We start from the raw sequence: 13,700 nt of genomic DNA, 5'->3' as shown, positions 1-13,700 counted from the left end.
TCAGGATCGCCTGCGACGGATGGTCCGCGCCGAGACTCCCGCACCGACCAGGAGCAGGGCGACGAGCGACAGCCCGAGAATCAATCCGCCGTCCTGGCCCGTGCTGGGCAGCGCGCCGATCTGGACCTGTTGCCACCCGATCACGTTGCCCTCCGCATCCTGCACGATGAGTCGATGCGCCCCCGAGACGCCCGCGGGCAGGGTCACCGTGATGTTGCCGAGCTCGTCCACGCGGTACCAGCCCAGCAGCAGCGGGTCGGAGCGCAACCAGACGCTCACCCAGTCGCCGGCGTACTCCTCGCCGACGTGGATCGTGATCGTCTGCCCGGGCTGGAGGGTCGTCCCGCCCTGGATCTGGACCGCATTCTGGGTGGCGGGCGTGAGCGCCGACTCGGGCGCCGGCGTCTCGACCACGCCGCCACCCGTTCCCGGAACAGCCGGGCGCACATCGATCGGCACGCGGATGACGGTCCCCGAATCCGGCGCCTTGAGAGAGACGACCGCCGGCCCGGCGACGTCGCTGGGCGTCGTCAACGACACGTTCGCCACACCGTTCGTGACGGCGATCGGCGCGTAGGCGGCCTGACCGATCGACGGCTCCAGCACCGTGTTGGCGGGGCTCCCGAGCGAGGTCAGGTCGAACCGCGACACCTGGAAGGTGACGGCCTCGCCCGCGACGACGGATGCCGGAAGACCGGACACCTGTGCGCTGCGGGATGAGAAGTCCGGTGCCAGTGCGGGATGCGCCGCCAGGTAGTCGATCCAGGCGTCGCGGTCGACGAGACCCGAGTCGCGCGTCTGGGTCCCCTCCTTGAAGGTGCGGAAGTTGTCACCACCGGTCAGCAGGAAGTTGAACGAGCCCACGCGGTACTCGCGATTCGGGTCGATCGGCTGTCCGTCGATCCACACGCCTGTGATGTGCGAGCCCTGCGCCGCCGCGGCGTCGTAGGTGTAGAACACGTTCTCGGACAGTCCGAGCTGCAGGTACGGCCGCGAGGGGACCTGGCCCTTGTCGTCGAGCTGCCACTGCTCCTCGAGCACCTTCGTGAACTGGGCGCCCGTGAGGGCCGTCGTCCACAGGTTGTTGACGAAGGGCAGGACGGCGTTCGCCTCGGCGTACGTGATGACGCCGTCGGGCGCGTAGTTCAACTCGGCTCGCAACCCGCCCGGGTTGACCACACCGATCTCGGCTCCACCGCGCGCCGGGTCGGTCAGTGCGTCGCGGATGGAGTCGGCGACGAGGTTGCCCAGCGTCGACTGCGCGGCGCGGTCGTCGCGCGCTCCTCCTCGGTACACGCCGTCGACGTAGGAACCACCGCTGAAGGCGGTCGTGATGTCGGCGGCCACCGACCCCACCGGCTGGTTGCCGACGGCAGCGGCATCCGCCAGCGTGGCGTCCACGATCCGCTTCACCTCGGCGACACGGGGATATGCGGCGACCAGGTCGGCATCCGCGGCGGTGGTGCGCGCGGCGTTCTTGACCGTGTAGGACTCCACCGCTCCGGTCACCGGGTCGAGCTGCAGCACGACCTGGCCGATGTTCTCACCGTAGTTTCCGGTCTGAACGATGGGACGTGTGCGATCCGTGCCCGGGATCGGAGCTTCCCACGCGTAGAGCTTGTGGGTGTGGCCGGTGAAGATGGCATCGACCGCCGCGGAGGTGTCCTCGACGATCGAGGCGAATGCTCCCCCGTGCGCGACCTCCTGTTCGAGGGTCGACTTGTCGGGCGTGCCCGCCGACGCACCCTCGTGATACTCCGCGACGATGACGTCCGCCTCTCCGTTGGCCGGGTCGCCGTCGGTCAGCTGCGCGGCCACCCGGTTGACGGCTGCGACAGGGTCACCGAACGTGACTCCCTTGATGCCGTCGGGCGAGACCAGGCTCGGCGTCTCCTCCGTGACGGCGCCGATGACGGCGACCGTCAGCCCGTCGACGGTGAAGGTCGCGTACTCCGGGAGCAGCACCTCCCCCGTCTTCGCGTCGTAGACGTTCGCGCCGAGATAGGTGAAGTCGGCGCTGTCGGCGACACGACCGGTGAGATCGGCGATCCCCTTGTCGAACTCATGGTTGCCGACCGCGGACGCCTTCAGTTCCAGCGCGTTCAGCACCTCGAGGGTCGGCTCGTCCTTGAAGTACGACGAGGCGAACAGGGATGCACCGATGTTGTCACCGTCGGAGAGGAACAGGGTGTTGGCCTCGCCGTACTCCGCGCGCAGCTGCTCGATCGTCCCGGCGAACTTGACCGTGTTCTGGTCGATGCGTCCGTGGAAGTCGTTGATGTTGAGCAGGTTCAGCGCGACGGGGCCGGCGACCTGGAAGACCGCCTGGGCCGAGGTCAGGGTCGAGCCCAGCTGCGGCGCCGTGATCGGGATCGTGATCGCACCGCCGGGGGCCTCCGCGGCCACCTTCACCTCGATGTCGACGGATGCGGTCGCGCCGGGCGCGGTCGTGGGGATCGACCATGTCAGCGTCGAGTCCTGACGTGCGACATCCTTCGGGAGGATCGGGAAGGATGCCTGGGTCAGCAGCTGGGTCGCATCGGCGACGACGGTCGCGCCGGCCAGGTCGACCCGTCCGGTGTTCTCGACCTTGAGCGTCAGCGTCGCCGTGTCGCCCGGAAGGACGGTCTCACCCGCGGGTACGTCGCTCGTGATGCCCGCGGTCCACATCGCGGGCCAGGCCGGCTTGTCCGTGTCGAACAGCCAGTCCTGGAAGAACGCACCCAGCTCGCGCCCGGAGACCTGCTCCGCGAGCGCGATGAAGTCGTCGGTGTCCGCGGAACCGCCGGCGTGCGCCTTCGTCCACGTGGCATATGTCGCGTCGAAGGCGTCGCGGCCGATGGCCGTCATGAGGGCGCCGAGCGTGTACTTTCCGCGGTTGTAGACCTGCCAGTCGTACAGTTCGGCCGGGTCGGTGAAACCGACGGGTGGGCGTCAGCCACCGGGAGGCCGACGCAGAGCTCCAGCTGCCGAACGAGTCGTTCTCCGGGGTGGTCTGGCTGAGGCCGACGCCGTAGCGGTAGTAGGTGGTGAAGAACTCCGCCGCGCCCTCGTTGAGCCAGATGTGCGACCAGTCGGCCGGGGCGACCTCGTTGCCCAGCCACTGGTGGACGAGCTCGTGGATGAGCGTGTTGGCGGAGACGCTCCCGTCGAAGAACGGCCGGTCCTGGGTCTCCAGGGCGTACCCGACGCCGACGCGGTCGACGATGAGGCCGACGCTGTTGCCGGGGTAGGGGCCGAGCTTCGTCTCGAGCCAGTCGATGATCTGCTTGATCTCACCGCGACGCGTGTTGATCGCGTTCTGGACGTTCACGCTGATGGTCGGGTCGACGAAGCTCCACTCGTGCAGCGTGCGGCCGCTCGCGAGGGTGATGTCGCTCTCCAGCACGTTGAAGCGCCCGATCGAGAGGACGGAGAGCTCGGTCGCCATGGGATTGCGCTGCTGCCAGTCCCAGGTGGTGGTCCCCGCCTGGGCGTCGACGGTCTTGCCGATCAGCTCGCCGTTGCTCGCGACGCTCAGCGGGTTGCCGCCGGCGGCGGTGGGCGCCGTCACGCTGATGTCGTAGGTGGCCTTGTCCGCCGGGGCGTTGTTCTGCGGGAACCAGGTCATGGCTCCGATCGGCTGACCCAGGGCCGTCACGCCGTCGGATGTCTTCACCCACCCCTCCGAGGAACCGTCGGCGTCGATGTGCCTGACGGGAGCGCCCGAGTAGGCCACCGCGACCGTGAACGGTCCGCTCACCGCCGTCGCGGGGGTGATGTCGAGCTTGAAGAGAGTGGCGTCCACATCCTGCTCACGGGAGAACTGGGCAGGCACCCCGTTGACCGTCACACTGTCGACGGTCATGCCCTCGAAGTCGAGCGAGAAGGCCGACAGCGGCGCCGGAGCGGTGGCGGCGATCGTCGCGACCGCGCTCACGTCGTCGTTCGCGCGGTACGTGAGGTCCAGGTCGTAGTGGGTGACGTCGTAGCCACCGTTGCCGACGTGGGGGAAGAGCGGGTCACCCGCCGTGCGGGCGCCGACCGTCGGCTCAGCGCCGACGGCGGGAACGGTCGCCACCGCGGAGGCCGCGACGACGGCTCCGACGATGAGCGCTGCGGTGAGGATCCGGCCACGGCGGTGCGGTCGGAGAGCGGAGTCGGACATGGTCCCCCTGGGTCGGCACGGGCGCGAATTCGCGAGGAAGGTGCAACGGCCCGACCCTAGGGTTCAGAGATTTCTTACCGGTTTCCCAGCCGTTCCAAATATCCGCCCCGGCGCCGCCGGCGGCGCATGTCGTTCTCGAAGGCGTCGGCCACCGGGCGTACGCTCGAGAGGTGACCCCCGAACTCGCCGCTCGCATCGTCGCGGACTCCCGCGACCGGGTGGCGTGGATCCGGGCGCGCTCACGCGGCATCACGGCGACGGATGTGGCATCGCTCACGAGTGAGCGGGCGATCGCGAAGGCCGCCGACCAGAAGCTGGGCGGCTCGAGGTTCTCGGGCAACGCCTACACCGATCACGGCCGGCGCCGCGAGCCCGAGATCGCCGCATGGGTCGCCGCGACCCACGGCATCCAGCCCTCGTCGGCGCTGTTCCACGCGGTCGTCGAGAAGCGCCATCTCGCGACTCCCGACGGCATCGCCGTCGATACCGAAGGCCGGGTCACGCTGGCGGAGATCAAGACGACCAACAAGTCGTGGCGGTCGATCCCGCGCGGCTACCTGCGTCAGGTGTGGTGGCAGCAGCACGTGCTCGGCGCCGAGCGCACCCTCGTCGCCTGGGAGCAGCACGACGGCTTCGTCCCCGTCGACGACGAGCCGCGGTGCGCATGGGTCGAGCGCGACGAGGTCGAGATCGGCAAGCTCGTGCGCCTTGCGACCGCCCTCATCGACGAGCTGCACCTGCGCACGACACGCGGTCGCGCGCCCGCGCCCGCCCCGGAGGCTCCGCCGCGTCGCGAGTATCGCGCGCTCGTCTTCAGCGACTGACACGCCGCTCGCTTCCCACATCTCGTCGACCGGGAATAGTTGACGCGTCTCAACGATTGGCCATATAGTTGACCCAACTCAATCGTTGACATATATCAACTTACTGCGCCGATGACGCCGCACCCCACCGAAGGATGCCGCCGTGACCACCACCATCTCCCGACCGACGGACGCGTCGAGCAAGACCTCGCGCCGTCACGTCCTCGAAGCCCTGTCCGGCCTGCTGCTGGGCATGTTCGTGTCGATGCTCGCCTCGACCGTCGTCTCGACCTCGCTCCCCGTGATCATCCACGACCTCTCCGGGGACCAGAGTTCCTTCACGTGGGTCGTCACCGCGACCCTCCTGACCACCGCGATCACGACCCCCATCTGGGGCAAGCTCGCGGACCTCACGAACCGGAAGGTGCTCTACCAGCTGGCCATCGCGATCTTCGTCCTCGCCACGGCGGCCGCCGGGTTCTCGCAGAGCCCCGAGATGCTCATCGCGTTCCGCGCGGTCCAGGGCATCGGCGCCGGCGGCCTGGCCGCACTCAGCCAGGTCATCATGTCGGACATCATCAGCCCGCGTGAGCGCGGGCGCTACATGGGCCTGTTCGGCGCCGTGATGGCGGTCGCGACCGTCGGCGGCCCGCTGCTCGGCGGCGTCATCACGGACGCCTGGGGCTGGCGCTGGAACTTCTTCGTCGCGCTGCCCTTCGCCGTCGCCGCCCTGCTCATCGTCCAGCGCACCCTCCACCTCCCCCAGCGCACGCCGCGCAAGGTGTCGATCGACTACACGGGCATCGTGCTGCTGGCCACCGCCGTCTCCCTCCTGCTCATCTGGGTCACCCTGGCCGGCAAGTCCTTCGACTGGTGGAGCCTGAACACGCTGTTCATGATCGGCGGCGCGGTCCTCGCGACGATCCTGTTCATCGTCGTCGAGCTGCGGGTGCGCGAACCCCTCATCCCTCTGACGCTCTTCCGCAACCGCACCTTCACGCTGGCCGTGATCGCCTCGATCGCCACCGGCATCGCGATGTTCGGCGCGTCCGTGTACCTGAGCCAGTACATGCAGTCGGCTCGCGGGGCCACGCCGACCGAGGCCGGCGTGATGACCATCCCGATGATCGCGGGACTGCTCGTCGCATCCATGGGCGTCGGAGCGCTCATCACCCGGTTCGGTCACTGGAAGCCTTACCTCATCGCGGGCGGCGTGCTGCTGACGGCGGGCTCCGCACTGCTGTCGACGATCCACTACGACACCCCCTTCGTCCTCGTGTCGGTGTACATGTTCCTGTTGGGCGCGGGTGTCGGCATGACCATGCAGAATCTCGTGCTCGTCGTGCAGAACACCTCGCACCCGACCGAGATCGGCGCCGCGAGCTCGGGCGTCACGTTCTTCCGCAGTCTCGGCGGCACGATCGGCGTCTCCGTGATGGGCGCGGCTCTGGCGGCCCGGGTGACCGACCTGCTCACCGACCGGGCGGACGAGGTCCGCACCGCGCTGGCCGGGCTGGGCGAAGCGGGCGCGCAGTGGGCCACTCAGCTGAGCTCGGGCACTCTGCCGCAGGTCTCGGCGATGCCTGAGCCGCTGCGGGTCATCTTCGAGGATGTGTACGCGAACGGCATCTCCCACGCGTTCCTCATCGCGGTGCCCGTGGCCGTGCTGAGCGTGCTGGCGATCGTGTTCCTCCCGAACACCCCGCTGACGCGGATGACCACGACGGAGCGTGCACATGCCTCCGAGGCGGATCTGGCGACGGTGTCGGTGCCGGAGGCTATGGCCACGTTGACCGCGACCGGAGCCATCGCGACCCCGTCGAGCACGCCGGACACGGGCGACGAGCGCAAGTAGAGTGATGACGATGTCCGAGAAGTCGAGCGACGGGGAGCGCACCGAGGCCGTGCGCGCACTCGAGGCCCAGTTCAGCGACCTCATCGGACAGTTTCGACGCGTCATCAGCGAGAACGCGCATCGCGTCAGCCCGGGACTCCTCCCAGGGGCGTACAAGGTGTTCACGACCATCGCGCGCCACGAGACCGTGACGCAGGCGACGTTGGCGGATCACCTGTTGTTGGACAAGGGTCAGCTCAGCCGGACCGTACGTGAACTCGAGGCCCTCGGTCTCATCACCCGCTCCCCTGACCCTGCCGACGGACGCTCGAGCCTGCTCTCACCCACCGAGTACGGGCTCGAACGGCTCGCCGCCGCGCGCGCTCCGCAGGAGGGCGTGCTGGTGCGCGCCCTCGAGAGCTGGGACGTCTCGGACATCGACAATCTGCGCCGCCTGCTCCAAGCGCTCATGGCCGGCATCAACCCCGACACGGTCTCCTGACGGTCAGCAAGAGCCCCCGCACCGACACCGGTGCGGGGGCTCTCTCGTTCTCGAGGGTCAACCGATGTGCACGGCGATCTCGTGGACGCGCGCGATCTTCGCCTCGGTCGTGGACGCGGAGGGGTTCGTCACGACGAGTCTCAGCTGGTCGACGCCGGCGACGCCGACGGCGATCTCACGCGCCCCTTGCGTATTGCCGGTGACGGCCTGGACCGTCTGCCACCCGGCAGCCGTGTGGGCCTGGACCGAGAAGTCCACCAGGACCGTGCCCGTGCTGGTGCCGTAGCCGCTGTACACCCCCACCGAGGCCACATCGAGCGGCTGGGCGAAGGTGAGCGTCGCCGTCGGCGTCGCGTCCCCGACGGCGGAGAGCCAGCGGCCCGCATCCGAGCAGTCGCCGTCGACCACCTTCGCGCCGGGTGTGGACGCACTGTTCTGCGAAGACACCTGCACGCTCGCGCCGATCGCATCGTGGTCCGCGCACGGCGAGGTGTTCGGCGCGCCCGCGAGCCAGTCCTTCACGAACTGCCCCTGGTGCTCGCCGGCGAGGACGTTCCAGTCGTAGTCGAACATCTGCGGCTTCCAGAAGTTGTCGAGGATCCACGCCTGCCACCCGATCCAGGGCCGCGCGTCCATGTACGTGCGGAACGGCACACCCCAGTTCGTGGTCGTTCCCGCGGTGATCGAGTCCGAGAACTCCCCCGGCGGGTTCCAGCCGAACTCGCTGACCACGACCGGCAGCGTCTGGGCTGCAGTACCGAACTTCTGGTCCAGGAGCGCGGTCGTCGGCGCACCCTGATTCGGGTACAGGTGGTACACGTAGGCGGTGTTGTCGTCGACGATGGGATCGGTCAACGCACCATTGAGCATCGTGCTCCACTGCGGGGAGCCCATCAGCAGGAGGGTGTCCGGCGCCGCAGTGCGGATCCCGTCGACGACCGGCTGGATGTAGTCCTTCCAGGTGCTCCAGCTCGCCGGCGAGATCGGCTCGTTGAACACCTCGAACACGACATTCGGGTTCGAGCCGTAGACGGGCGCGATGTAGTCCCAGAACCGTTCGACCGTGGAGCGCGGCACGGCGCCGGCCGCATCCCCGTAGTTCCGCACGAGATGCAGATCGATGATGATGTAGACGCCGCGCTCGACCGCCTGAGCCACGTACGGGGCGATGTACTCGGCGTCGTAGGCGGCGAGATCCGTCGTCGCGCCGATCTCGGTGACCGGCAGGCGGATCACGCGTGAGTTCCAATCCACGGCCACGTCGATCAACTCGGATGTGGGCCGCGCATTGCAGTACTCGCACAGATCGTTCTGCTCGGGGGCGAGCACGGAGACCCCGCGCAGGGCGACGTCCTGGCCGTTCGCATCCACGATGCGATTGCCGTCGACCTGCAGGGCCGGCAGGGCGGCGGCCGCAGGACTCACTGCTGCGCTGTCCGGCCCCGCCGCGGCGTGCGCCGCGAGAGGCACGGACAGCGCGACGGCGGCGAGCGCGGAGGCGACCGCCAGCGGCCAGCGCCGGCGTGCGTGTGAGGAGGATCGGTGCATGGTGTGTTCCCTTTCCTGTTCGTCGCCGGCCTCGTTGCCCACGACGCTTCCGGCCGGAGCCGGGAAGATCTCTCAACCGGTCGGTACGACCGCATCCTGCGACGCGGGCCGGGGCTTCCAGTGATGGGTGCGTACCTCTTCGGGCCAGCGCAGACTGATGCCGAGCGTGTCGCCGAGCAGACGCTGGTAGTCCTCGAGAAGCCGCCGGTCGGCGCGGACCGCCCGCGGCGGCCGGGCCTCTTGCAGACTGAACGCGGCGAGCGCGCCGACGGCCTCGCCGATCGCCCACTCCACGGGGTGCAGCCGGTAGCACCCGTTTGTGATGTGCGTCGTGCCGATGTTCTTGCCCGCCGGCAGCAGGTTGTCGACCCGCACCGGAAGCAGCGCGCCCAGCGGGATCTGGAACGGGTACGACTCGATGTCGACGTAGGTGCGTCCCGCGGTGCTCGGATGCAGATCGATCCGGTAGTGGCCGAGGCCGACACTGTCGGCGAACAGCTCGCTGCCGGCACCCGCGCCGCGCGCCTCGACACCCACGTGCTGTTCCACGATGCGGAACTCGGTGAGCGCCCGTCGCGCCTCACGGATGTACGGCGCTTTCGCATAGCCGTCGGCGGTTCCCGTCACGTCACCGCGCAGTCGCAGCCCGGGGTAGCCGTGACCGCCGTCCTCGCGCGGCGCCTCGGTCTGCATCCAGTACAGGAACGACGCGGACAACTCTCGGCTGGAGGCCAGCGCCCGCTCACGCTGCTTCTCGCCGACACCCAGCAGCGGGGCCTCCCAGTAGTCGATCTGCGGCCAGTTCACGAGAGAGACGTCGGAATCGATCGTGCCGTCGCGGAAGTTCTCCGCCGCCACAACCCGACGGAAGCGCCAGAGATCGAAGGGCACGTCGGGGGTCGGACGCAGCTGGAAGATCGGGCGCGTGCGCACGCGCAACCCGATCGGCTCGACGTCCACCCACGACAGCTGCGGTCCCGGCCAGAACGGATCCACGTGCGTGCGCCAGTGGTCGTAGCGAGCGGGCTTGTCCCCCGTGTGGTCCTCCCCCGGACGGTGCTCGAGGGCGAAGCACCACGAGATCGCCTGCTGGTCCATCGGGTCAGCGGTCTCGGGCGCGTGCAGCTCGCCCGTGTCGTCACGTCCTTCCGCTCCGATGACGTGCTCGACGCCGGCGAGCTCGAGGAGCTCGCCCAGCTCCGTGGCGTCGACGACGATCGGCGCCCGCAGCTCCTTCTCGGTGCCGTCGGCCGCGCGCACCGTGACCGAGCGGATGCGGTCGCCCGCCGTCTCGGCCGCAACGGGTCGATGCTCGAACAGCACCCGCAGCCGCCCCGAGGCCAGCCACGGCGCGACCATCTCCTCGATCACCGCCGCGGCGACCCGCGGCTCGTGGCAGAGCCGACTGACGATCCCCAGTCCCGGGTCCAGCAGCGGGTCCGCCGCGGCCTTCGGCGTCAGCGGGTAGTTGCGGCGGTAGTACGCACGCACCCGCTGCCGGAAGTCGGTGTACCCGGGCGAGGCGTGGGGCCCCTCGATCCACGCGTTCTCGTCGGGCGGCACGGCTTGAGCCGTGAGCTGCCCGCCGAGCCAGTCCGTCTCCTCGGTGAGCAGCACGCGCAGCCCGAGCCGCAGCGCCGTCAGCGCCGCGGCGACGCCGCCGCATCCGCCGCCGATGATGAGCAGCTCCGCATCCCCCCTGCTCATGCGCGACGCTCCGTCCGCGCCTCGGCGACCGTGGCGCCCGCGACGAGTTCGCACCGCACCAGGACGCTCTCCCTGGGGGCGGTCGGATCCTCGACCATGGCGATGAGCCGGTCCACGGCGATGCGGCCGATCTCCTTCCGCGGGATGCGCAGATCGCTCCAGCCCGCACCGGTCGCAGCGGTGTCCTCCAGCACAGCGACCGACACGTCGACCGGGATGGATACGTTCCGCTGTGCGAGACGGGCGCGCAGCGTGTCGGCGATCCGCTCGGACTCGACGACGGCCGCGGTCGCCCGGCCGGTCGCGAGCGCGTCGACGACGACGTCCGGGAGTCCGGAGACCTCGTCGGTGTACCCCGGAGAGTCGTCGCGGAGCTTCAGGTGCTCGACGGCCTCCCGGTACCCGGCACGTCGGTCGTCGTAGGGCTCGCCGTCGATGGAGTCCCTCACGTAGGCGATGCTGCGGTGGCCGTTCGCGTGGAGGCGCTCGACGATCTCCGCGGCGGCGCTCCAGTAGTCGGGCACGATGCAGGGGAACGGAGCGCCCGGCACGTCGCGGCGTCCGATGTGGACGAAGGGATACCCGTCCTGCCAGAGCCGCGCGAGCTCGGCACGATCGGGACTCATGCCGAGCAGGATGCTGCCGTCTGCGATGGTCAGTCGGTTGGTCTCGGCGCGGTAGATACGACGGGTGCCGGAGCCGTCGCCGGTGGAGCTGAACAGCACGAGATCGTGCCCGCTCTCCTCCGCACGCTCCTCGATTCCGAGGAGGAACTCGAAGTAGAACGACTCGCGCGCGTGGGGGAACAACGGCTCGAAGGTGTGCACCCCGAGCAGCTGCGTGCGCTTGCCGCGGAGGTTGCGCGCCACCGGATTGGGCACGTATCCCAGCTGCGCGATCGCGTCCTGCACGCGACGCCGCGTCTCCTCGGGAATCCGGGACGACGACGCGTCGCCGCTGATCACCCGGGAGACGGCGGACTGCGAGACCCCTGCGAGGCGCGCGACATCGGCCTGACGCGCGACGCGCCCGCGAGGGGGGAGCGAGGATTGATCGGTCATGCGGATTCCTCCGTCGGCGTCTGGGGGGTGGGGGCGGTCATCGCGGTGTCGGCGATGAGATCGGCGCGACCGACCTGGTGCAGCCAGCAGTCGGCCCAATGGCCGTCCGGCTGCACCGTGCGCGGCGGCGCCTCGGTGCGACAGCGCTCCATCGCGAACGGACAGCGCGGGTGAAAGCGGCATCCCTCCGGCGGCTCGATCAGACTGGGCGGCTCGCCGAGGTCGTCGGCGGTCCCGAACAGCTCGTCACGGTCGAGGGTCGTGGCACGGTGCGGGTCGGGAGAGGACTCGACGAGCAGCTTCGTGTACGGATGCTGCGGACGGGAGATGACCTCGTCCTTGGGCCCCGCCTCGACCATCTGCCCGGCGTACATGACGACGATGTCGTCGCACAGGTAGCGGGCGCTCGCGATGTCGTGCGTGATGTACAGCATCGCGAGCCCGTCCTCGCGACACAGACGGTTCAGCAGGTTCAGCATCTCGAGCCGGATCGACACGTCGAGCATCGAGATCGGCTCGTCACCCAGCAGCACGCGCGGCTTCACGGCCAGCGCCCGCGCGATCACGACGCGCTGGCGCTGTCCGCCGGAGAGCTCGTGCGGGAACTTGTCCAGGAAATCGCGGGCGGGGCTGAGGCTCACCCGTTCGAGCAGGGCGATCATCTGCTGCTCGCGCTCGGCGCGCGTGGTCGCGCTCTGGTGCAGCCGGAGCGCGCGATCGAGGTTGTGGCGCACGCGGTGGAGCGGGTTGAGCGAGCCGAAAGGGTCCTGGAAGATCAGCTGCACGGCCTTCCGGTAGGCCTTGTCGACGTTTCGCCCGGTCGCCACGGGCCGGCCGTCGAGCAGGATCTCGCCCGACGTCGGCTCGTAGAAGCGGGCGAGCATCCGGGCGAGCGTGGTCTTGCCGCTGCCGCTCTCCCCCACCACCGCAGTGACACGCCCCGGGACGAGGCGGATGCTGGCCCCCTCGACGGCGCGCACGGTCGCGGAGCGGCCCACCGCGCCGGTCACCGTGAAGTGCTTGGAGACATCGATCGCCTCCAGAACAGCCTCGCTCATGCCGGGACCTCCTCATCATGCAGGTGACAGGCGACCTCGCGGTCGCCGCGGGTGAGCGGCAACGGCAGTTCGCGCACGCACCGGTCGAACGCGCGCGGACACCGGGGGGCGAAGGAGCATCCGGCGGGCAGTGCCCGCAGATCCGGGGGCGTGCCGGGGATGCCCTCCAGCCGAGCAGCCGTCGCGTGCAGCGGCGGGAACGAGTCGCGCAGCCCCTTCGTGTAGGGATGCAACGGCGAACGATAGATCTCGGATGCGGCGGCGAGCTCGACAACGCGCCCCGCGTACATCACGGCGATGCGATCCGCGAGCTCGAGCAGCAGCGACAGATCGTGGGTCACGAACACGACCGCGAAGCCGAACTCCCGGCGCAGGCGCAGCACCTGCGCCAGGATCTGCCGCTGCATCACGACATCCACCGCCGTCGTCGGCTCGTCCATCACGATGAGCTCGGGACGGCACGCGAGCGCCAGGGCGATGGTGGCCCGCTGCCGCATGCCGCCGGAGAGCTCGTGCGGATAGCTGCGTACCCGGTCGGCGGAGATGCCGACCAGCGACAACAGATGCCGCGCCTGATCCCAGGCCGCCGCTTTCGAGAGGGAACGGTCGTGGGTGCGCAGCACATCCACGAACTGCGCACCCAGCCTCATGACGGGATTCAACGCATCCATCGCGCTCTGCAGCACGATCGACAGGCGCGTCCAGCGCAGCTCCCGCAGTCTCTTGGGCGTGAGGGTCACGAGGTCGACGGCCTCACCGCCTTCACGCGGGTGGTACATGATGCGCCCGGCGGTCGTCACGGCCGGCGGACGCTGGAGGCGCGTGAGCGCCGTGATCAACGTCGACTTACCCGAACCGGACTCGCCCACGACACCGAGGATCTCGCCACGGCGCAGGGAGAAGGTCACATCGGCGCAGGCGCGGGTGGGAGCGCCGAGGGACGCGTACTCCACACTGAGCTGCTCGACCTCGAGCAGGACGTCGTCATCGCGCTCGGACACGGATGCGGCCTCCGCACGACTCTCGGCGGCGATGGTCAT

10 protein-coding genes are annotated in these 13,700 nt (G+C 69.5%); 3 read left to right on the top strand and 7 right to left on the bottom strand.

What is annotated here, in order from left to right; translation table 11 throughout:
- Together QE377_RS11535 and QE377_RS11525 are read right to left on the bottom strand one after the other, a co-directional pair.
- Entirely contained in the window at window positions 1–2,670 is a 2,670-nt protein-coding gene (locus tag QE377_RS11535; protein WP_373459561.1) for a 5'-nucleotidase C-terminal domain-containing protein, read from the bottom strand.
- Window positions 2,630–4,147, bottom strand: a complete 1,518-nt coding sequence (locus tag QE377_RS11525) for a M1 family aminopeptidase (RefSeq protein WP_307323208.1) — start codon at window positions 4,145–4,147, stop codon at window positions 2,630–2,632. Before QE377_RS11525 ends, QE377_RS11535 begins: the two co-directional genes overlap by 41 nt.
- A gap of 170 nt (window positions 4,148–4,317) precedes the next feature.
- Between QE377_RS11525 and QE377_RS11520 the strand changes: the two genes are divergently transcribed.
- The 3 genes from QE377_RS11520 to QE377_RS11510 all read left to right on the top strand — a co-directional run bounded on the left by QE377_RS11520 (window position 4,318) and on the right by QE377_RS11510 (window position 7,286).
- Complete coding sequence (locus tag QE377_RS11520; RefSeq protein ID WP_307323206.1) at window positions 4,318–4,971, top strand: YqaJ viral recombinase family protein; 654 nt, start codon at window positions 4,318–4,320, stop codon at window positions 4,969–4,971.
- A 142-nt stretch (window positions 4,972–5,113) separates the two neighbouring features.
- Entirely contained in the window at window positions 5,114–6,805 is a 1,692-nt protein-coding gene (locus QE377_RS11515; protein WP_307323203.1) for an MDR family MFS transporter, read from the top strand.
- A 10-nt stretch (window positions 6,806–6,815) separates the two neighbouring features.
- Complete coding sequence (locus QE377_RS11510; RefSeq protein WP_307323199.1) at window positions 6,816–7,286, top strand: MarR family winged helix-turn-helix transcriptional regulator; 471 nt, start codon at window positions 6,816–6,818, stop codon at window positions 7,284–7,286.
- 57 nt (window positions 7,287–7,343) lie between these two features.
- Here the strand turns inward: QE377_RS11510 and QE377_RS11505 are convergent, their stop codons facing one another.
- The 5 genes from QE377_RS11505 to QE377_RS11485 form a co-directional block, all read right to left on the bottom strand.
- Entirely contained in the window at window positions 7,344–8,834 is a 1,491-nt protein-coding gene (locus QE377_RS11505) for a glycoside hydrolase family 5 protein (RefSeq protein WP_307323196.1), read from the bottom strand.
- 72 nt (window positions 8,835–8,906) lie between these two features.
- A complete protein-coding gene (locus tag QE377_RS11500; RefSeq protein WP_307323193.1) occupies window positions 8,907–10,541 on the bottom strand; it encodes an FAD-dependent oxidoreductase in 1,635 nt (544 codons plus the stop codon).
- On the bottom strand, window positions 10,538–11,602 hold the full coding sequence (locus tag QE377_RS11495; protein WP_307323189.1) for a LacI family DNA-binding transcriptional regulator: 1,065 nt from the start codon (window positions 11,600–11,602) through the stop codon (window positions 10,538–10,540). The genes QE377_RS11500 and QE377_RS11495 overlap by 4 nt, the downstream gene beginning before the upstream one ends.
- Window positions 11,599–12,660 carry an ABC transporter ATP-binding protein gene (locus QE377_RS11490; protein WP_307323186.1) on the bottom strand — a complete coding sequence of 354 codons (1,062 nt, stop codon included), beginning with the start codon at window positions 12,658–12,660 and terminating at the stop codon, window positions 11,599–11,601. The genes QE377_RS11495 and QE377_RS11490 overlap by 4 nt, the downstream gene beginning before the upstream one ends.
- A complete protein-coding gene (locus QE377_RS11485; RefSeq protein ID WP_307323183.1) occupies window positions 12,657–13,700 on the bottom strand; it encodes an ABC transporter ATP-binding protein in 1,044 nt (347 codons plus the stop codon). Before QE377_RS11485 ends, QE377_RS11490 begins: the two co-directional genes overlap by 4 nt.

It is taken from the genome of Microbacterium sp. SORGH_AS_0862 (assembly GCF_030818795.1).
Taxonomy (GTDB): Bacteria; Actinomycetota; Actinomycetes; order Actinomycetales; family Microbacteriaceae; genus Microbacterium.
This window is presented reverse-complemented; position numbering and strand designations above follow the sequence as displayed.